At 39.5% G+C, this 19,154-nt stretch carries 17 protein-coding genes; 9 read left to right on the forward strand and 8 right to left on the reverse strand.

Going from position 1 to position 19,154, the window contains the following annotated elements; translation table 11 throughout:
* Positions 1 to 30: 30 nt before the first annotated feature.
* Complete coding sequence (locus JN11_RS06360; protein WP_144910831.1) at positions 31 to 636, forward strand: HAD family hydrolase; 606 nt, start codon at positions 31 to 33, stop codon at positions 634 to 636.
* A 7-nt stretch (positions 637 to 643) separates the two neighbouring features.
* Here the strand turns inward: JN11_RS06360 and JN11_RS06365 are convergent, their stop codons facing one another.
* The gene (locus tag JN11_RS06365; protein ID WP_144910833.1) at positions 644 to 1,639 is read right to left on the reverse strand and encodes a fumarylacetoacetate hydrolase family protein; all 996 of its coding nucleotides are present in this window, start codon (positions 1,637 to 1,639) and stop codon (positions 644 to 646) included.
* Between the two features lie 428 nt (positions 1,640 to 2,067).
* On the opposite strand from JN11_RS06365, the gene JN11_RS06370 reads away from it, so the two are divergent.
* The 3 genes from JN11_RS06370 to JN11_RS06380 all read left to right on the forward strand — a co-directional run bounded on the left by JN11_RS06370 (position 2,068) and on the right by JN11_RS06380 (position 6,496).
* Complete coding sequence (locus tag JN11_RS06370; RefSeq protein ID WP_144910835.1) at positions 2,068 to 3,222, forward strand: homogentisate 1,2-dioxygenase; 1,155 nt, start codon at positions 2,068 to 2,070, stop codon at positions 3,220 to 3,222.
* 48 nt (positions 3,223 to 3,270) lie between these two features.
* Complete coding sequence (hppD, locus tag JN11_RS06375; RefSeq protein ID WP_144910837.1) at positions 3,271 to 4,395, forward strand: 4-hydroxyphenylpyruvate dioxygenase; 1,125 nt, start codon at positions 3,271 to 3,273, stop codon at positions 4,393 to 4,395.
* A 619-nt stretch (positions 4,396 to 5,014) separates the two neighbouring features.
* On the forward strand, positions 5,015 to 6,496 hold the full coding sequence (locus JN11_RS06380) for a PAS domain-containing sensor histidine kinase (RefSeq protein ID WP_144910839.1): 1,482 nt from the start codon (positions 5,015 to 5,017) through the stop codon (positions 6,494 to 6,496).
* A gap of 66 nt (positions 6,497 to 6,562) precedes the next feature.
* Here the strand turns inward: JN11_RS06380 and JN11_RS06385 are convergent, their stop codons facing one another.
* Positions 6,563 to 7,543 carry a type I phosphomannose isomerase catalytic subunit gene (locus JN11_RS06385; RefSeq protein WP_144910841.1) on the reverse strand — a complete coding sequence of 327 codons (981 nt, stop codon included), beginning with the start codon at positions 7,541 to 7,543 and terminating at the stop codon, positions 6,563 to 6,565.
* 141 nt (positions 7,544 to 7,684) lie between these two features.
* Here JN11_RS06385 and JN11_RS06390 point away from each other — a divergent pair, with 141 nt between their 5' ends.
* Positions 7,685 to 8,728 carry a tetratricopeptide repeat protein gene (locus tag JN11_RS06390; protein ID WP_144910843.1) on the forward strand — a complete coding sequence of 348 codons (1,044 nt, stop codon included), beginning with the start codon at positions 7,685 to 7,687 and terminating at the stop codon, positions 8,726 to 8,728.
* Between the two features lie 15 nt (positions 8,729 to 8,743).
* Entirely contained in the window at positions 8,744 to 9,277 is a 534-nt protein-coding gene (locus JN11_RS06395) for a DUF3267 domain-containing protein (protein WP_144910845.1), read from the forward strand.
* A 75-nt stretch (positions 9,278 to 9,352) separates the two neighbouring features.
* Here the strand turns inward: JN11_RS06395 and JN11_RS06400 are convergent, their stop codons facing one another.
* Complete coding sequence (locus JN11_RS06400; RefSeq protein WP_144910847.1) at positions 9,353 to 10,582, reverse strand: NADP-dependent isocitrate dehydrogenase; 1,230 nt, start codon at positions 10,580 to 10,582, stop codon at positions 9,353 to 9,355.
* A 243-nt stretch (positions 10,583 to 10,825) separates the two neighbouring features.
* On the opposite strand from JN11_RS06400, the gene JN11_RS06405 reads away from it, so the two are divergent.
* The 3 genes from JN11_RS06405 (at position 10,826) to pruA (ending at position 13,835) form a co-directional block, all read left to right on the forward strand.
* Positions 10,826 to 11,539: a hypothetical protein gene (locus JN11_RS06405; protein ID WP_144910849.1), complete on the forward strand. Its 714-nt coding sequence runs from the start codon at positions 10,826 to 10,828 to the stop codon at positions 11,537 to 11,539.
* 82 nt (positions 11,540 to 11,621) lie between these two features.
* Entirely contained in the window at positions 11,622 to 12,044 is a 423-nt protein-coding gene (locus JN11_RS06410; protein ID WP_144910851.1) for a hypothetical protein, read from the forward strand.
* A gap of 156 nt (positions 12,045 to 12,200) precedes the next feature.
* Complete coding sequence (pruA, locus tag JN11_RS06415) at positions 12,201 to 13,835, forward strand: L-glutamate gamma-semialdehyde dehydrogenase (RefSeq protein ID WP_144910853.1); 1,635 nt, start codon at positions 12,201 to 12,203, stop codon at positions 13,833 to 13,835.
* Positions 13,836 to 13,911: 76 nt separating this feature from the next.
* Here pruA and JN11_RS06420 read toward each other — a convergent pair whose 3' ends face one another.
* From JN11_RS06420 to JN11_RS06440, 5 genes are all read right to left on the reverse strand, one after another.
* Entirely contained in the window at positions 13,912 to 14,574 is a 663-nt protein-coding gene (locus JN11_RS06420; protein WP_144910854.1) for a carbonic anhydrase, read from the reverse strand.
* A gap of 104 nt (positions 14,575 to 14,678) precedes the next feature.
* Positions 14,679 to 15,788: a glycoside hydrolase family 26 protein gene (locus JN11_RS06425; RefSeq protein ID WP_144910856.1), complete on the reverse strand. Its 1,110-nt coding sequence runs from the start codon at positions 15,786 to 15,788 to the stop codon at positions 14,679 to 14,681.
* Between the two features lie 20 nt (positions 15,789 to 15,808).
* The gene (locus JN11_RS06430) at positions 15,809 to 17,029 is read right to left on the reverse strand and encodes a glycoside hydrolase family 27 protein (protein ID WP_144910858.1); all 1,221 of its coding nucleotides are present in this window, start codon (positions 17,027 to 17,029) and stop codon (positions 15,809 to 15,811) included.
* Between the two features lie 9 nt (positions 17,030 to 17,038).
* Entirely contained in the window at positions 17,039 to 18,562 is a 1,524-nt protein-coding gene (locus JN11_RS06435) for a rhamnogalacturonidase (RefSeq protein ID WP_144910860.1), read from the reverse strand.
* A 25-nt stretch (positions 18,563 to 18,587) separates the two neighbouring features.
* Entirely contained in the window at positions 18,588 to 19,109 is a 522-nt protein-coding gene (locus JN11_RS06440) for a hypothetical protein (RefSeq protein ID WP_144910862.1), read from the reverse strand.
* Positions 19,110 to 19,154: the final 45 nt, after the last annotated feature.

Consider the following 19,154-nt stretch of genomic DNA (forward strand, 5'->3'; position numbering starts at 1 on the left):
TCGGCATGACACCTTTTATCTTTTTTAATTATGATCAACACCATCATCTTCGACCTCGGCGCAGTTTTAATCGACTGGAACCCGCATTACATGTACCGTACCATATTCAATGACGAAGAAGAAATGAAAAACTTTCTGGCAACTGTTACAACTTCTGACTGGAATGAGGAACAGGATGCGGGGCGCACTTTAGCAGAGGGTACAGAAATACTGGTTCAACAGTTTCCTGAACATGAAGCCAATATCCGTGCGTTTTATACCCGTTGGGATGAAATGCTGGGTGATGCCTTTTGGGATACCGTTGAGATATTAAAAGAACTAAAAGATAGCGGCAAATACAGATTGTATGCCCTCACCAATTGGTCGGCAGAGACTTTTCCGAAAGCACTGGCCAAATTTGAGTTTCTAAGCTGGTTTGAAGGAATCGTAGTATCAGGTGCCGAGAAAATGCGCAAGCCTACACCTGAATTTTACCAAATATTACTCGACAGACACGAAGTAAATGCCGAAGAATCGCTATTTATTGATGACAATTACCGCAACATTTTAGCCGCAGAAAAACTGGGGATCAAATCAATACATTTTACAAATGCCGAAGCTTTGAGGGCAGAATTAAAAGCAATAAAAATTCTCTGATAAAAGATTACTTTTTCAGTTTCAGAATCGAAAAATCGCTATCGGCTTTCTCAATAACATTTCCCAAAACACCCAATCCGGTTACTTCCATTTCGACCAAATCACCGGGCTGCAGCCACTGGGTTTTATAATTGGGATCGTTTAATAAGCCGGTGCCATTCAGTTCCAAAAAACATCCGGTTCCAACTGTACCCGAACCTATTACATCGCCGGGCAATACATCACAGCCGTAGGCACAACGTTCAATAATTTCAGCAAAGGTCCATTCCATATCAGCCATATTCCCTTTTGATACCTGCTTGCCATTTACAGCGCATATCATTTCCAAATTGTACGCGTTGCCGGTATGCCCCGCTTTAGGGCTTATCTTATAAGGTTCCAATTCATCAGGTGTCACCAACCAGGGGCCTATCACCGTACAAAAGTCCTTGCCTTTTGCCGGGCCAAGGTTCAGCAGCATTTCTTCCATTTGCAAAGTGCGGGCACTCATATCGTTCATAATCATAAAACCGGCAATCAAACTGTCCGCTTCGGCAGCTTTGATATTGCGCGCTTTTTTATTCAGTACAATGGCAATCTCCAGCTCAAAATCAAGTTTTTCAAAATGATCGGGCATACACTCAATATCTCCAATACCCTGTATGGCGTTATGATTGGTAAAATAAAATATTGGGTACTGATCAAACTCGGGTATCATGGCTGCTCCGCGATTTCGCCTCGCAGTTTCTACATGCTGCCTGAAAGCATATGCATCCCGGCACGAAGTTGGGTGCGGTACAGGCGCCATCATCTCAAAAAATAACTCTTCCTTAGCCTCTAATTTCCCCGAAGAAATATCCTTATTAACCCGCTGGGCGCGTTCCATCAACTCATCGCCACCCCATAAAAACTCATTCATATTATCGGGGATCAACTTGTCGCATGAATTGAGGTTATAAATGTGGCCATTTATAAAAACGCCCAAATGTTCTATATCTTCGGTTTTATAGGATACTAATTTCATTGGCTTATCGGTTGGTTATTCAAAGCTAATGAATTAGTTTATTAAGTTGATTGGGTGAGTGGTTGATTTAGTTTAAAGCACTAAACTTTTTTAGTTTGGTTAACTACTCACTTAATCAACCTAATCAACTATTCTCCAATTCAACTTAATCAACCTAATAAACCACTCACCCACCCCTTGCATCTTAACTATTAATGCTATAGCTTTGTAATACCAAATTATGAGCATACAAATGCATTTTCTTTTTTCCCTGGGTCTCACTTCAATGAGTGATGCTTCATCTTTCAGGGATGCTGTGCTCGCTAAAATCGTATTGGCGCAATACTAATTTAGTTTAGGCAGCGGTTGCATTCTTAAACATTGCAGCCAAACTTCTTTCAAACTATTACAACGCTTTAAACGTTTCTTAATTAACCAATTAACAAGCCATGCCTGTTTATCATACATTAGGAGCTATTCCGCCTAAGCGGCATACGCAGTTCCGTAAGCCCGATGGTACTTTATATGCCGAAGAGCTGGTATCAACCGAAGGTTTTTCGAGCCTTTATTCACTAGTATATCATGCTTATCCTCCAACCCTGGTAAAAGAATTGGGTGAGCCTTATTCGGTTGAGCCAAAGATTGCCCGTGAAAAGCATCTGAAGCATACCAGCCTTATAGGTTTTAAAATTGAACCGGAAGATGATTACCTGAAAAGCCGAAAACCGGTACTGGTTAACAGCGATCTGCATATTTCACTGGCTGCCCCGCGCAAATCCATGACCGACTATTTCTATAAAAATAGCCAGGCGGACGAGGTGGTGTTTATACATCAGGGAAGCGGGACACTTAAAACAGGCTATGGCAATATCAAATTTGTATATGGCGATTACCTGGTTATCCCGCGAGGCACTATTTATCAAATGGAATTTGATACCCCCGATAACCGTTTGTTTATTGTGGAGAGCTTTAGCCCTATCCGCATCCCTAAGCGTTATACCAATGCATACGGGCAGATCACGGAACAATCGCCCTATTGCGAACGGGATATTAAAAGGCCTACCGATTTGGAAACCCACGATGAAAAAGGCGATTTTAAGATTCTGATCAAAAAGCAGGGATTAATCTATCCATACATCTATGGTACCCATCCTTTTGATTTTATTGGCTGGGATGGCTTCCATTATCCCTGGGCATTTTCTATTCATGATTTTGAGCCGATAACCGGCCGCTTGCATCAGCCGCCGCCGGTGCATCAAACATTTGAGGGACATAATTTTGTGATCTGCTCATTTGTACCGCGCAAGTTTGATTATCATCCCTTGTCTATTCCCGCTCCTTATAATCATAGCAATGTAGATAGTGATGAACTACTGTATTATGTTGATGGCGACTTTATGAGCCGTAAAAGCGTTGTAAAAGGACAAATTACCCTGCATCCAGGCGGCATTCCGCATGGCCCGCATCCCGGCGCGGTTGAAAAATCAATCGGCAAAGAATCAACAGATGAACTGGCCGTAATGATTGATCCTTTCCGTCCGCTGATGCTTACAGAGGATGCCATTAAAATTGAAGACGAAAACTATTACAAAAGCTGGATGTAATAGCACATTCCAGTTTTTAACATCAAAACATCACAAGAAAAAACTAAAATGGAAACATTAACCATAGATAAACCAACCCAAACAGCAGATTTTTTACCGCTGAACGGCACTGATTATGTTGAGTTTTATGTAGGCAATGCCAAGCAGGCGGCCTATTATTATAAAACAGCCTTTGGCTTTCAGGATATGGCCTATGCGGGCCCGGAAACCGGCATACGCGACAAGGCATCATACGTATTACAACAGGGCAAAATACGACTGATGTTAACAACCCCATTAACATCTGGTCACCCAATTGCTGAGCATATTAAGAAACATGGCGATGGCGTAAAAATTCTGGCACTTTCTGTAAATGATGCTTATGATGCTTTTAAACAAACTACCCAGCGTGGTGCACAGCCTTATATGGAGCCACAAACATTAACTGACGGGCAAGGTGAAGTACGTATGAGCGGCATAAAACTGTATGGGGAAACGGTTCACCTTTTTGTGGAACGAAAAAACTATAGCGGATCGTTTTTACCTGGTTACAAACCGATGGAATCGCACTATCACCCAACAGATACCGGTCTGCAGTATATTGATCATTGTGTTGGCAATGTAGGGTGGCACAAAATGAACCAATGGGTAAACTTTTACGAGGATATTATGGGCTTCAGAAACATCCTCACTTTCGACGATAAAATGATCTCTACCGAATACTCTGCCCTGATGAGTAAAGTAATGAGTAACGGCAATGGTTTTGTTAAATTTCCTATAAATGAACCGGCGGAAGGGAAAAAGAAATCACAAATTGAAGAATATCTTGAATTTTACGAAGGCGAAGGTGTACAGCATTTGGCATTAGCTACCCATGATATTGTTAAAACAGTAACCGAACTGCAAAAGCGAGGCATTGAATTTTTAACAGTCCCAACAACCTATTATGATGATTTGATTGACCGCGTTGGCCATATTGATGAAGACCTCGGACCGCTGAAAAAGTTGGGTATATTGGTTGACCGTGATGATGAAGGCTACTTGCTGCAAATTTTCACCAAACCCGTTGAAGACAGGCCGACTTTGTTTTTTGAAATTATTCAACGTAAAGGTGCTAAATCTTTTGGCGCCGGTAATTTCAAGGCACTATTCGAAGCCATTGAAAGAGAACAGGAATCAAGAGGAAATTTGTAATATTTCTGACGTTTTTGTCAGCATTGATTTTACTTAATACTTAATTTAACCGGGCTAAGGCCCGGTTTTTTTATGTGCTTTTTCCGGGCACTTATTGTATCAAAACACTATTATATCAATCTAAAAAGGCTACAGTTCAACAATAAATACCCTTAAATTACCGGGTATTTCAATCCTCAAATTGTGGAGACATTAAAAATAACCCCATATATTAAAACTCCAAAAAGTCCCGTTATTACTAATTGTGTGATTTTTTATTTTTCGGCTCATGATAAACATGGGGTATTTAGCCCATTTTATAGGTATTTTTTTCAATAAATTTTACAGTAAACTGTTTGATTATATATTATTTGCAATTTAAAAAGCCATATTTGCACCATCTGGACCAAAGCATTTATGAAACTAAACAAACCGTGCTTTTTTTTATCGGATAAATTAAATTTTTTAATTTAATTTAATTATTGATGATGTTTTAAAAAAATTTCGATTCAATGGGAACTATTTTCAACATAATCCGTATTAAACCACCCCAAAGTGTTTCGATTTTATATTTTTGGCATAGATTTTTCTATACCACCGGGAAGCTTTTGGTTAAACTAACTATGAATCAATTCTTAACATGAGTATTGTCGGCGGGAATAACTTTTATTCTGATGACGCATCCCATCTTGCTCAAATAATTGATCATATAAATGCGGGTATTTGGGAGTTTAACATCAACACAAGAGATGTTAAATGGTCTGCTGGTTTTTATACCATACTGGGTTATATGCCCGGAGAAATAGAGTGTTCCTATAATTTCTTTTTAGACCACCTGCTTTACCACCACGATAAACCAGTATTTTTAGATTCTATACACGCACGCGGCGCCGAACAAACCAATATTGTTCAAATAAGGCTATTAACCAAATCACAAGGTTACCAATGGTTTGAAAGCACTACTCAAAAATGGGAAAATGGCGATGGGCCGAAATTTACAGGCTCGCTCATTAATGTAAACCAGGCCAAGCTACTGCGATTACATTCGGCACAAAACAATTTACTGTTTAATGAAACCGGTGCCATTGCCCGTATCAGCGGCTTTGAAATTGATGTGCCATTGATGACTTTGTGGCTATCAAAAGAAGCTTTTGATATTTACGAGCTCAATGATAAAGTAAAACTAAGCATAGAAGAAGCCATAAGCTTTTTTGAGCCTCAATATCGTGCACTACTTGCTGATGCTATTGATAAGGCAATTAAGTACTGCAAACCTTATGACCTTGAATTGCTGTTCAGATCGGCAAAAAACAATGTAATATGGGTTAAAGCAAAGGGAATCCCTATTATTGATGATTACGGTAAATGCATTAAGCTAAGAGGCATTTTACAGGATATTGATGGCATTAAAAGGAAAAGTTTGGCATTGCAGGCTTCTATTAACCTGCTAAACGAACAAAATAAACGTTTGCAAAATTTTGCCTACATCGTATCGCACAACCTGCGTTCGCATACCGGGAATTTGCAGTTTATGGTAAACCTCCATGAGGAAAGCGAATCTGTTGATGACCGTGCAGAAGTATTTTCGCACATTAAATCAATAAGTAACAGCTTAAGCACTACTATTGAACACCTTAACGAAATTGTTAAGATTCAGACCGATGTGGAGCAGGAAAGAAAGACAGTATCATTCGAAGAGGCATTTAAGAATGTAATGCTGGCGCTGCAAAGCAATATTGAAAATACCGACGCTAAAATTGAATACGATTTCAGCAAGTGCCCGGTTATAAATTACATACCGGCATACCTGGAAAGTATAATGCAAAACTTGCTGACCAACTCCTTAAAGTACCGTCATATGGACAGGCAAGTCATTATCACTTGCCGTACCATTAAAGATCATGATCATATTTATATGACCTTTGAAGATAACGGTATCGGGATTGATATGGCCAGGTATGGCGATAAAGTATTTGGCATGTATAAAACCTTCCATCAAAACTCTGATGCAAAAGGTATAGGTCTATTTATTACCCGTAACCAGATAGAAGCCCTTGGAGGCTTTATAAAAGTGGATAGTACTGTTAATATAGGTACTAAGTTTACAATCAGGTTAGTTTAGTTTGCAGTTTTCAGCTGGCTTTAGAAAAATAACAGAGCTGCGAACTAAAAACTGCAAACTGTTCAGCTACTCAATATAACTTTCTAAAATTTTAAATCCTTTAGTAGTTTCCAGTTCAACTTTGTTAATGCTTTTTGGTAACAGGATACAATCACCCATTTTTACCGGGTAAGCATCATTATTGTGTTTAACGGTAAACTCACCTTCCACACATACATAAATCACAAATGAATCCAGTGATGAATAGTCTTTTGTTGTGCCGTGAGTAAAATCAAGCAGGTTAGTGGTAAAGTACGGGCAGCTTACAAGGTGTACTGCTTTATCTTTTTCGGGCTGATATTGGGTTTTATATTCCGAGTAATGTTTATAGTCAATTGCAGCTAAAGCTTCTTCGGTGTGCAGCTCGCGTTTATTGCCTTTGTCATCAACCCTATCAAAATCGTAAATACGATAGGTAATATCTGAGGTTTGCTGAATTTCAGCTATTAATAAGCCCTTACCTATAGTGTGCACCCTTCCGGCAGGTAAAAAGAATACATCACCTGCCTTCACATCTTCCTTATTCAGTACATCAGTTAAATGACCGCTGTTGAATTTATTTAAATATTCCTGTTGCGTTAATTCTTTATTGAAACCGGCAATCAGCGTTGACCCTGGATCGGCCTCAATTACATACCACATTTCAGTTTTACCGAATGAATTATGGCGTTTTTTAGCCAGTTCATCATCAGGATGTACCTGTATAGAAAGATCTTCATTAGCATCAATAAACTTTATCAGCAATGGAAAAATATTACCAAAATGATCATATACTTTTTTGCCTACCAATTCATCCTGGTATTTCTCCAGCAAGTCAGCCAGCGATTCACCTGCAAGTGCACCATCAGCCACTACAGAAACATCTGATTTTACACCTGATATTTCCCATGTTTCGCCGCAGTTGGGTAATGAGCCAAAATCTTTATGCAGGTAGGTTTTAATTTTTTGTCCACCCCAAATTTTGTCTTTGTAAATGGTTTTGAATTTTAATGGATATAGTGATGACATGTTGCGAATATTTGAGCCGCTAAGTTATCAGTAAAAAAATTAATGATAAAACACAAAACCATAATTAGAAGAAAGTTTCATAAATAATTAAAAAACAAAGCAAAAATTAGTATTTTTCCGATACCTAATTAATATTTTACTGTGGATAATAACCTAATCACTGAAACAGAAAACACCTCTGAACAAATAGCCTGTATTAAATGCGGAAGCCCTCAAATATTAGCCGGATATCCAAATAAACTCTGTGCTGATTGTCGTCAACAACTTATAAAATTTCCAATCCCTTTATGGGTTAAACTATTTGGAGCTGGAATAGCCCTTGTAATGATCATTTCATTCATCTGGCTTCCCGGGAATTTAAGCGCAGCTATTGCACTATCTCGGGCAGAAAAAGCAGAAAAAAGCCACGATTATATTACTGCACAAAATGAGTTAAAAAAAGCGCAAAACAATGCTCCACATGCTATAGAAATCCTTTCGCATTTAACAATTGCTGCATTTCATAATGGAGATTTCAAGACTGTTTTAGAAGCATCTGATAAGCTTCAAGGCAAAGAAATTGAAGATACTGCCTTGTACAATGAGTTAAACAATGTAATAACCCAAACAAATGAATATTTCCCGTCAGATACTTTCAAAACATCATTCAAAAAATATAAAAACTTGGTAATCCCAGATTCTGCCTATCGCACCTATATAAAAAAGAATCCGATGGATATTTATACAATCGTAGCTCTTGCTTCTTCTTATTCGGACAATAATGACAAGTATCAAAATGCTGACACGCTTTTATCAAAAGCAATAGCCATTGATCGTAGTTACATACCTGCACTTTATTTAAAGACAATGATAAAGCGTGAGCTCAATCAACCCGACTCATCAATCTATTATTGTGACCAGGTCCTTTTAATTAATCATCAATCCACTTATGCCCTATCTTCAAAAGCACGCACCTTTTTAAAAGTTGGTAAAAATAAAGAGGGTTTGTTATTGGCAAAACAATGTTATCAACTTGATGCTGATATGCCATATAACCTGGCGACACTTGCATTAGCTTATCATTTTAACAAGGATTTTAAACAACGTGATGCTATATTAGATTCCGTTAAAAAAGATTCAACAAATGCACCTTACATAACTTATGTAAAGGACATTATTTCCAATAAAATTAAATTCCAAAACTAAATCTTATTATAAAATATGTTTTTCATCCCCGGAGTTTTAATGTCAATATTGACCTTTCCTGGCGTAATAGTTCATGAACTTGCTCATCAGCTTTTCTGCAGATGGTTTAATGTCCCGGTTTTTAAAGTTGTTTATTTAAAAACGGGCAATCCTGCCGGCTATGTTCTACATGAAACTGTATCAAACAAATGGCACGCCATGCTAATTAGCGTAGGCCCCTTTTTCGTAAATACTATAATTGGTGCATTTATTGCATTCCCGGCCTCGATACCGGTATTTCAATTTGACAATGCTACCCCAGTCGATTATTTGCTTATTTATTTGGGTGTATCAATTGCGATGCATGCTTTCCCAAGCGTTGGTGATGGCAAAGCCATATGGCAAACTATTAAAGAATCTGATACGCCGTTAATAGTAAAAATAATCGGATACCCAATTATAGGGCTCATTTATCTGGGTTCATTGGGTAGCTTTTTTTGGTTGGATCTTGCCTATGGAATCGCTGTAGCAGTTGGTGTACCCAAATTAGTTGTTGGCTTTGTAGCGTAATCTCATCCATTACAATAACGCAAAAAGTCCGCATAGAAACTATACGGACTTTTAATATTTTGAAGCGTTATTGGATTATTTACCCAATTTAGCTTTCAGATTTTCATCAATAGCAGCTAAAAATTCTTCGGTGTATAAGTAATCTTTGCCGTGCTCAACTTTTGGTTTAATAGTGATGGCCAAATCTTTGGTCATTTTACCACTTTCAACAGTTTCAATACAAACTTGCTCTAAAGTTTTGCAGAAGTCAATCAGTTCTTTGTTGTTATCTAACAAACCACGGAACTCCAAACCACGTGTCCATGCAAAAATAGATGCAATTGGGTTAGTTGATGTTGGTTTGCCAGCCTGATGCTCGCGGTAGTGACGGGTTACAGTACCGTGGGCAGCTTCAGCTTCCATAACGGTTCCGTCTGGTGTAACCAGAGTTGAGGTCATTAGACCTAATGAACCAAAGCCCTGCGCTACCGTATCTGATTGTACATCGCCATCATAATTTTTACAAGCCCATACAAAGTTACCATGCCATTTTAAAGCAGAAGCCACCATGTCGTCAATTAAACGGTGCTCATAAGTAATACCGGCAGCGTCAAATTTCTGTTTGTACTCGTTTCTATAAATCTCTTCAAAAATATCTTTAAAACGACCATCATATTTCTTAAGGATAGTGTTTTTGGTTGATAAGTATAAAGGCCAGCCTTTCATCAGTGCCTGGTTAAAGCATGAGTGTGCAAAACCTCTGATAGATTCATCAGTATTGTACATAGCTAAAGCTACACCATCACCTTTAAAGTTAAATACTTCAAATGATTGTTCGGCACCACCATCTTCCGGAGTGAAAGTAATAGTCAGTTTACCTTTTCCTTTGGTTACAAAATCAGTAGCACGGTATTGATCGCCAAAAGCATGACGGCCAATACAGATAGGCGCTGTCCAGTTAGGTACCAAACGCGGTACGTTAGCCATAACAATTGGTTCACGGAAAACAGTACCATCCAAAATATTACGGATTGTACCATTTGGCGATTTCCACATTTGTTTAAGGCCAAATTCTTTTACACGTTCTTCATCAGGAGTAATGGTAGCACATTTAATACCCACACCATATTGTTTAATGGCATTTGCAGCATCTATAGTTACCTGGTCATTTGTTTCATCACGATACTCTAAACCAAGATCATAATACTTAATATCAAGATCCAAATAAGGGATTATAAGCTTATCCTTGATAAATTTCCAGATAATACGGGTCATTTCATCGCCATCCAGTTCAACTACCGGATTTAATACTTTAATTTTTGACATCTTTTGATATTATTGGTTTTTTTTAATGGCACCAAATATATAAAATTGATTGATGAGTAATGAGTAAATGAATTGTCAGTTTTAAATGTTTTTTCAGGATGCCGCGTAACGCTAACAAAATCACTAGCAGAGCCTAACATAATATCTTCATCTTTACCTTTCTTTTATTTGTATTAAATGCTATTTTTATAAAAAAACAAACTCAGTATTTCTCCCCTGATACTGAGCACAGATTGATAAATTATGACTAAAAAACCTACCAAAGCCTTATTGCTTTCAGCGTTCATTCTTCTAATTACATTTTCGGCAAAAGCTCAAATCGGATACAATTATTCCCAATATGATATAGGTACATCAGTAAGTTTTAACACTCTTAAAGGCGATGCACAAACTACCAAAACTACTGAAGCCATTAATTTCAACATAGGTTATAACCCATCTCCATTTACAAATTTTGTTTTTGAGGTGCAGTTAGGCAAACTAACCGAAGGCGACTCATTAAAAACAACCACCGGCAGGTACTCCAATAATGATTTTTATGCTTTCGTTTTCAGGGGTCAGCTTCAGTTTGGAGAATTTTTGAATTACGACAGAAGTACTTTCAATAATGTTTTTAAAAATCTATACGTCTCCGCAGGGGTAGGTTATATCCACAATCACATTACAAAAATTAACAGGTATTCTTACCAGATACCCGATTTTTATACCGGTGGTTACAATTCCAGTAGTACCCCGTTTATTCCGTTAAGAATTGGATACGAGTTTAAGCTATATAACAGTTATGACGAGCCAAGCGTGAAGATTGACCTTGCTTATGAATACAATTACTCTTTTGGCGACCTTGATGGATTTACCACCTCACCGGCACACAATGATACTTATTCACAAATTTCACTGGGTGTTAAGTTTGCCATTGGCGGAGGGATAACTTCTCACAGTAAAAAAATCCCTTATTAAGCATCCCGATCACAAAAATTCGTGACGCGTATCTGTAATTTGGCAGGGTTTTTAGGTTATATTTGATATAAAAATAAATCCTATGAACAAAGATACATTTTACCCTGGTTTTGATGATGAAAACGAAGACAGGGACAGGACATTGAAAGATGAACTGGGCGAAACCATTGATAAAGAGGATCTGAATTATAATGCTGACGATGACAGCTTTGAGTATGATGTAAAAAGTGATGATCCGGATTATGTACATCCCGACCCTTACAATACTTCTGCAAAAAGCGGCGAAGACATGAATTCAACGTACGATGAAGCGAACCCGTACGATGCGCCGGATGAATATATTCCGAATGAATCATTAGAAACCGATGTAGACAAATTAGGAATGCATATTGACCACGGCGAAATAGTTGAACTGGATACTACAGACCGCGTACTAAGCCATACACCTGAAGATGACCGGGATGACCTGGACGAAGAAGGTTACCCAAAGAACGATAGAAAATAATTATACACTATAAAATGCCTCCTAAAAGGGGCATTTTTTGTTATTAAGCTATTGGTTTGGCCTAAATGGTCACTGCCGGGTAATCTGCGTATTTGCACATCAAAAATCTGCGCGTCAATTCCTATCTTTGCCCGGTAACTGAAACTTACAAACTATATGCTTAAAGGATTTTTTAATGTTCCTGTGCCGCAAAACGAGCCTGTTTTAAACTACGGCCCGCGCAGCGTGGAACGCGCAGCACTTAAAGCTGCTTTAGAGAGCGCACGCGCTCAACAAATTGACATACCCATGTACATTGGCGGCAAGGAAGTACGTACCGGCAAAAAGCTGGAAATACGCCCCCCGCACGATCATAAACATTTACTGGCAACCTACCACGATGGCGATAAGAGCCACGTAACCGCTGCTATTGATGCAGCCCTGGCTACCAAAGCCGATTGGGAAAGCCTGCCATGGGAACAACGTGCCGCCATATTTTTAAAAGCTGCCGAATTAGTAGCAGGTCCGTACCGTGCCGAAATTAATGCAGCTACCATGCTGGGTCAGTCAAAAAATGCTTACCAGGCCGAAATTGATGCAGCTTGTGAGTTTATTGACTTTTTGCGCTTCAATGTGCATTACATGACCGAGATCTACGCACAGCAGCCACAATCGAGCAAAGGCATATGGAACAGGGTTGAACATCGTCCGTTGGAGGGCTTTGTTTTTGCCATTACGCCATTCAACTTTACAGCTATTGCCGGTAACCTGCCTGCATCAGCAGCAATGATGGGTAACGTGGTAGTTTGGAAACCGGCTCCTACGCAAATTTATGCCGCCAACGTGGTAATGAAAATATTTATTGAGGCTGGCTTACCTGCCGGTGTAATCAATATGATTTATGGAGATGGCCCGCTTGCCGGCGAAATTATATTCAGTCACCCTGACTTTGCAGGCATCCACTTTACAGGATCAACCGCGGTGTTCCAAACCATCTGGAAAACTATCGGCACCAATATCCACAAATACAAAACCTACCCACGCATTGTTGGCGAAACAGGTGGTAAAGACTTTGTACTGGCACATTCAAGTGCCGATGCTGATGTAGTAGCTACGGCATTGGTCCGTGGTGCTTTTGAATACCAGGGCCAAAAATGCTCTGCAGCATCAAGGGCATATATCCCGGCTTCATTATGGCCATCCGTTAAAGAAAAAGTACAACGCGACCTTACCTCTATAAAAATGGGTCCGGTTGAAGACTTTGAGAACTTTGTGAACGCTGTAATTGACGAACGCTCGTTTGATAAGCTGGCTAAATATATCGATGCTGCCAAGGCTGATAAAACAGTGGAAATTATTGCCGGTGGCAGTTACGATAAATCACAAGGCTGGTTCATTGAGCCTACCGTGTTAAAAGTAACCGACCCGCATTATGTTACCATGTGCGATGAATTATTCGGCCCGGTGCTTTCGGTATATGTTTATGACGATAATAAGTTTGATGAGATTATGGAAATTATCGACACCACATCTATCTACGCATTAACCGGATCAATCATATCACAAGACAGGTATGCTATTGATAAAGCTACTTACCGTTTACGCAACGCAGCCGGAAACTTTTATGTTAATGATAAACCAACCGGAGCAGTAGTAGGTCAGCAGCCATTTGGCGGTGCCAGAGGATCAGGCACCAATGATAAAGCAGGTTCGATGATCAATTTATTACGCTGGGTATCTCCTCGTACCATTAAAGAAACATTCGATCCGCCAAAGGATTACCGTTATCCGTTTTTGAATAAAGAAGTATAGTTTTTGTTCATAGTTGATGGTTCATAGTTCATGGTTATTAAGTTTAAGCCATGATCTATGAACCATGATCTATCAACTATTTAAACTTAAATACATTATCCATCTGCCCGTTATCGTAGGTACTCACCTTCATATCGGTAATGATGCCTGTGCTAAGGCTATAAACCCAGCCATGAATTCCCAGGGGCTGCCCGTTGTGCCAGGCATTTTGTACAATGGAGGTTTTGCACAAATTGTATACGTTTTCAATCACGTTATATTCCACCAGACGGTCGCAACGCTCATCAAAATCAGCAACCTGATCAAGCTCTTTAGCGTGCAAGCGGTAAACATCTTTAATGTGGCGCAGCCAGTTATCAATTAAACCAAACTGGTTGTTACCTATTGCCGCAGCTATACCGCCGCAGCCATAATGCCCTGTTACAATTACATGTTTTACTTTTAAAACGTTTACGGCATAATCCAATACCGATAGCATGTTCATGTCCGAATGGATTACCATATTGGCAATGTTACGGTGAACAAAGATCTCGCCCGGGGCAGTATTTGTAATCTGGTTTGCCGGAACACGGCTATCAGCACAGCCTATCCACAACACGGGCGGAGATTGCCCTTTAGCCAGATTAGTAAAATACTCCGGGTCAATAGCTAAAGTGTTTTTTACAAACTGTTTGTTGCCTTCAAGCAGCTCTTTATATAATTCGGCATCTTGAATATTTTTGTCAATTTTAGCGCACATAGGGTTAGTATTAATCGTTCGGCAAAAATATAAAGATATGTTTTAAAGATGAAAGAACCCGTCGTTAAAAACTAACCTATTACAGTTTTGGCTAAGAATCCACCCTATTCTACCGGCCTACCATATATCCCCAGCGGAGTTAACCGATTTTGAAAAATGGTGTGGTAACTATTTGCAAAATCCTTAAAATCCTTCTCACTCATTTGGCCCGGGTAAGGTGCAAAATATTGCGAGGTATCGGCATTGCGCCAGGTAAGTACGTATGATGTTTTATTTTTGGCCAGCACGGGTAATAAAACTTTTGTCCACCAGTCGGCTTGCGGAATGAGATTATACCCCACTTCTGCCAGGCAGGATGGTTTATGGTGATTTGCTGCAATTACATTTAAAAGCGCCAGACGGCTATCAAGTTTGCTTTGAAAATAAGCTACATTATTACGGCAGTAGTTATCAAAACCCATAAAATCGACATAATTATCCCCAGGATACCGCTCCATAAACTGGGCCTCGGTATCAAAATCAGCTACGGAATAAACAATGAGCAGGTTATGCAGCTTTTTGGTATTACGCAGGTAATCAACCGTAAAGCGCCAAAGGGCTTTAAATTCCTCGGGTGAGCTGGTGTTTTTGCACCACCAGAACCAGGTACCGGTTAGTTCATGAAACGGACGAAAAAGAATGGGAATCGGTTCACCATCTTTTCCTTTCAGCTCTTTTAAATAATTCGCCGCACGATCCAGCCATTGCACGTAAACTTCATGCGCAGAGCCGCCGGGCAAAATTGCGGCGATGGTACGTTCTGTAGTATCCCAGGCGCTTTTACCATCAGCAGGATTATCCATGTGCCAGCAAAAAGTGTTGATGCCTCCACGGGCATAAGCTTCTTGTACCCGTTTTTTCTGCAATTCAAAAGGGATGCGGTTAATGTCTTGGGTACTGTCATGTTCAATTTTGGCCAGATCCCAGCCATAAACAGCCGGATATGAACCTGTAGTGCTTTTCACATCCGAGCTATCATCCGTAAACTTCCACTGCACGCCATAACCCGTATCATCATGGTGCCCAAACATTACCCCGGCATCAACAAGCCTCTGCATGGAATAATAAAGTGCTTTTGTTTCTTTAGTAGCCCTGCTATCACTCGGATTGGATAGTTGCGCATGAACGCTAAAACTTATAAAAAGTGCAATTATGGTGAGATATAATTTATTCATCTTTTAAGCCGATTCTCTATTTATTTCGTCAATCTTAATACCACCACATCATCTGATGGTATGGTTTGTTCAAAGTTTTTTGCAGTAGTGCCGATTTCCTTTTTCGTCCACAAATCGCGCAGCTTATAAGTATCTGCGTTAAAATTATAATTCACCTTATTTATTGGGTCGCTTATAACATGTCCCTTCCAGTTGTAATTTATGGTTTGAGGATGGTCTGAACGGTTTAAGAAACAAACAGCCACTTCGTTATTTGATAAGGGCTTTACCCAAATTTCAATCCCGTCAAAAGAATAATATCTGAAAGCTTCAATTCCAAGCGCATCCTGATCTACCGATATCAAATCTTTATTGGTTAATATCGATTTGGTTTGATCTGTCATTTTACGCAGATCATTACCAGCCATTAAAGGAGCAGCCAGCATACACCATAAAGAAAAATGAGCTTTATCTTCATTATACTTCATCCCGTTACCCACTTCCAGCATATCAGGGTCATTCCAATGGCCCGGGCCTGCATATTGGCGAATACTGTCCTGCTTATCTAAAATACTCAATACGCTTAAAGCCGTCCAACTACCCTTGCTCAGGTTCTTTTCAAAGCCGACATAAATATCACCGGTACTGCGCCAAAGCTGACCAACATCCTTTGCCCAGCGCCATGGCTGATGATTTCCCCATTCGCACAGGCTAAACACCATTGGCCTGCCAGCTGCACGAATGGCCATACTCATGGTAGTATAAGCTTCTTTAGCATTAATACCATCTGTATTGCACCAATCAAACTTTAAATAATCAACACCCCATGAGGCATATAAACGGGCATCCTGATATTCGTAACCGCGTGTGCCGGGATAACCTGCACACGTTTTTGTACCCGCGCAATTATAGATACCAAACTTCAGTCCCTTTGAATGTACATAATCGGCAAACTCCTTCATCCCGTTGGGGAATTTTTTAGGATCAGCCACCAGGTTACCATCCTTATCCCGATCCATACTCATCCAGCCATCGTCCAATACAAAATAGGTATACCCAGCGTCTTTCATGCCCGATGATACATAAGTATCCACCATGCCTTTTAGCAAAGGCTCGTCAATATTGGTTTGAAAAGTATTCCAGCTATTCCAGCCCATTGGTGGGGTTTGGGCCAGTTCTTCAAATTTCTGAGCATAAGATACATTGGCAGCGAAGCCAATTAACACAGCTAAAACAGCACTTTTTATAATTTTTTTTCTCATAATTCAGTTTTATTGCTTGTTACTCAATTTCCCATCCGGCAAATTCAATGATTGAAAAACAGTGATATTCTCCGTATTTTTCATGCTGATGGGCGGTATGCTGCCTGATGTTTGTGCTTTTACAAACCGTAAATTGGCATCCTTAACATCATCAAAAACGAAAGCCGGGCGCTGATCGTCGTTTAAAAAATTCAGTTCAATATTTTCCAATGTGAGGCTCTCAACATGCCGCACAAAAAATCCATAAGCCGGTAAGGTGCCAAAACTACTTGGTTCTGGGTAGCCTTTTTCTAATTCGGGTACATCGAGCTTAGCTTGTTGATCAGTCCCGGTTCCTTTAAAATAAAGTTTAATATCTTTTAGGGTGATGTCTTTTATAGGATGATTGGGTATGCCACTAATCAGCACGCCTTGCCACGGCTCAACGTTATAAGCAATAATATTGCTGATAATAACCCGACGCAGCTCGCCTACAGGCACCTCTGCAGGTCCACGCATTCTGGATCCAATTCTTAAAAATATGGGAGCATTTACAATGTCGCGCATGGTAATATTGGTGATGGTTACATCTTCTAATAAAGCACCATCCACTGTTTCGAGGGCAAGGCCCCGGCAATAATTAAATGTGCAATTTGATATGGTGATATTTTTAAATCCCCCGTTTGATTCTGTACCAAATTTTATGCGCCCAACCGGGCCATCCTTCCAGTGCAAACTAACGGTTCTTTTGTAGGTACCACCTAAAAAAGAACCCTCATCAAAACCACTTACGGCACAATTGGTAATAGTCACATTTTCGGTAGCGCGGGCAAAACCCAAACCAAAAGTACTTTTCAAACAAATGCCATCGTCATAAGGTGAGTTAACGCTGCAATTGGAAACATGCACATTACGGCAGCAATCAATATCCATACCATCGCGGTTGGTATCCAATATTACATTGTCGATAGTTAAATTATCAACACCAGTAACTAAAATGGCGAACCAACCACCATGCAACACAGAAATATCCCTTATGTTCACGTTACGGCACAGGTATAAGGCTATTGCTTTGTTGGCCGATTGCTTATCTTTCACATAGTCTTTATACAAGCCCTTACCCCAAATTTGCCCTTGTCCCAATATGGAAACATCGTGCAGGTTTTCGCCCCAGATGAGGCTGTTGTGCCAATGGCTATGCCCCGAATCCTGGTATATGGTATTTACGCTGGCTTCTTCCTCGTCATACCCGTTTGCGGCACTTACCGGAGCCGCAATAATGGTAGCGCCCTGATCAATAAACAAAGAAATATTACTTTTAAGGTGGATAGAACCTGATAAATAATTGCCCGCCGGAAGATAAACCGTACCACCACCTGCAGCCGAAGCAGCATCAATAGCTTTGTTTATAGCCTTACTATCCAGGTTTATACCATCGCCTGCGGCACCGTAATCTTTAACGTTGAAATTAGTGATTCGCGCAGCGTAGGAGATTCTAACCGACATCAGCAGAACCATGATTATTAACTGAATAGTGTGGCGTATGGGTTTCATTTTTTATGAGATTACTGTCCATAATTTATTTTCTTTCTCTTATAAGATCACCTTTAATTCCGATATCCGCAAGAACCGTTTCCAGATACATCTTCAATCTATATCTAAAAAATAGAACCCCAAGATAAGCAACACTCAGAACGAGGGACCACGATATTATTAAAAGACCATATTTATATACTCCATGCATCATCAATAACTGCAAAGCACTAAAGGGTATTAAAACGCCTATTGCAAGCCAAAGTCCAATCTTATAAGGTTTTATTTCAGCATTAACTTGCATTTTTTCATTGTTAATTTGATTAAAATGAACTATAATGAAACCGTTATCAGGATTCGGCATAAAACTCACCAAAGCAGGTTTTCTTTTAATTATTATTCTATAATCATCAATTCGCATGTTTTTATAATCAACATCCTCAAAAGAAAACCAGCTTTTATCTTTCTGTGCTTTGTCAATTCGTTCTTTTAAAGTATTTACAATGCTTTCTTTGGAATTAAGCGTTTCTAACGAATATTTACCATTTAGTTTATTTGTCCAGGCCATTTAATAAATATAGAAACTTTATCCCGCTCATTCAGAACCGTATTA

The organism is Mucilaginibacter frigoritolerans, from assembly GCF_007830615.1.
GTDB classification, from domain to species: domain Bacteria; phylum Bacteroidota; class Bacteroidia; order Sphingobacteriales; family Sphingobacteriaceae; genus Mucilaginibacter; species Mucilaginibacter frigoritolerans.

Coding starts and splice junctions, on each gene's coding strand:
- JN11_RS06365 (WP_144910833.1), bottom strand. CDS start 1,639: ATGAAATTAGTATCCTATAAAACCGAAGATATAGAACATTTGGGCGTT.
- JN11_RS06400 (WP_144910847.1), bottom strand. CDS start 10,582: ATGTCAAAAATTAAAGTATTAAATCCGGTAGTTGAACTGGATGGCGAT.
- JN11_RS06430 (WP_144910858.1), bottom strand. CDS start 17,029: ATGAGAAAAAAAATTATAAAAAGTGCTGTTTTAGCTGTGTTAATTGGC.
- JN11_RS06440 (WP_144910862.1), bottom strand. CDS start 19,109: ATGGCCTGGACAAATAAACTAAATGGTAAATATTCGTTAGAAACGCTT.
- JN11_RS06405 (WP_144910849.1), top strand. CDS start 10,826: ATGACTAAAAAACCTACCAAAGCCTTATTGCTTTCAGCGTTCATTCTT.
- JN11_RS06410 (WP_144910851.1), top strand. CDS start 11,622: ATGAACAAAGATACATTTTACCCTGGTTTTGATGATGAAAACGAAGAC.
- JN11_RS06360 (WP_144910831.1), top strand. CDS start 31: ATGATCAACACCATCATCTTCGACCTCGGCGCAGTTTTAATCGACTGG.
- JN11_RS06395 (WP_144910845.1), top strand. CDS start 8,744: ATGTTTTTCATCCCCGGAGTTTTAATGTCAATATTGACCTTTCCTGGC.
- pruA (WP_144910853.1), top strand. CDS start 12,201: ATGCTTAAAGGATTTTTTAATGTTCCTGTGCCGCAAAACGAGCCTGTT.
- JN11_RS06370 (WP_144910835.1), top strand. CDS start 2,068: ATGCCTGTTTATCATACATTAGGAGCTATTCCGCCTAAGCGGCATACG.
- hppD (WP_144910837.1), top strand. CDS start 3,271: ATGGAAACATTAACCATAGATAAACCAACCCAAACAGCAGATTTTTTA.
- JN11_RS06425 (WP_144910856.1), bottom strand. CDS start 15,788: ATGAATAAATTATATCTCACCATAATTGCACTTTTTATAAGTTTTAGC.
- JN11_RS06420 (WP_144910854.1), bottom strand. CDS start 14,574: ATGTGCGCTAAAATTGACAAAAATATTCAAGATGCCGAATTATATAAA.
- JN11_RS06380 (WP_144910839.1), top strand. CDS start 5,015: ATGAGTATTGTCGGCGGGAATAACTTTTATTCTGATGACGCATCCCAT.
- JN11_RS06385 (WP_144910841.1), bottom strand. CDS start 7,543: ATGTCATCACTATATCCATTAAAATTCAAAACCATTTACAAAGACAAA.
- JN11_RS06435 (WP_144910860.1), bottom strand. CDS start 18,562: ATGAAACCCATACGCCACACTATTCAGTTAATAATCATGGTTCTGCTG.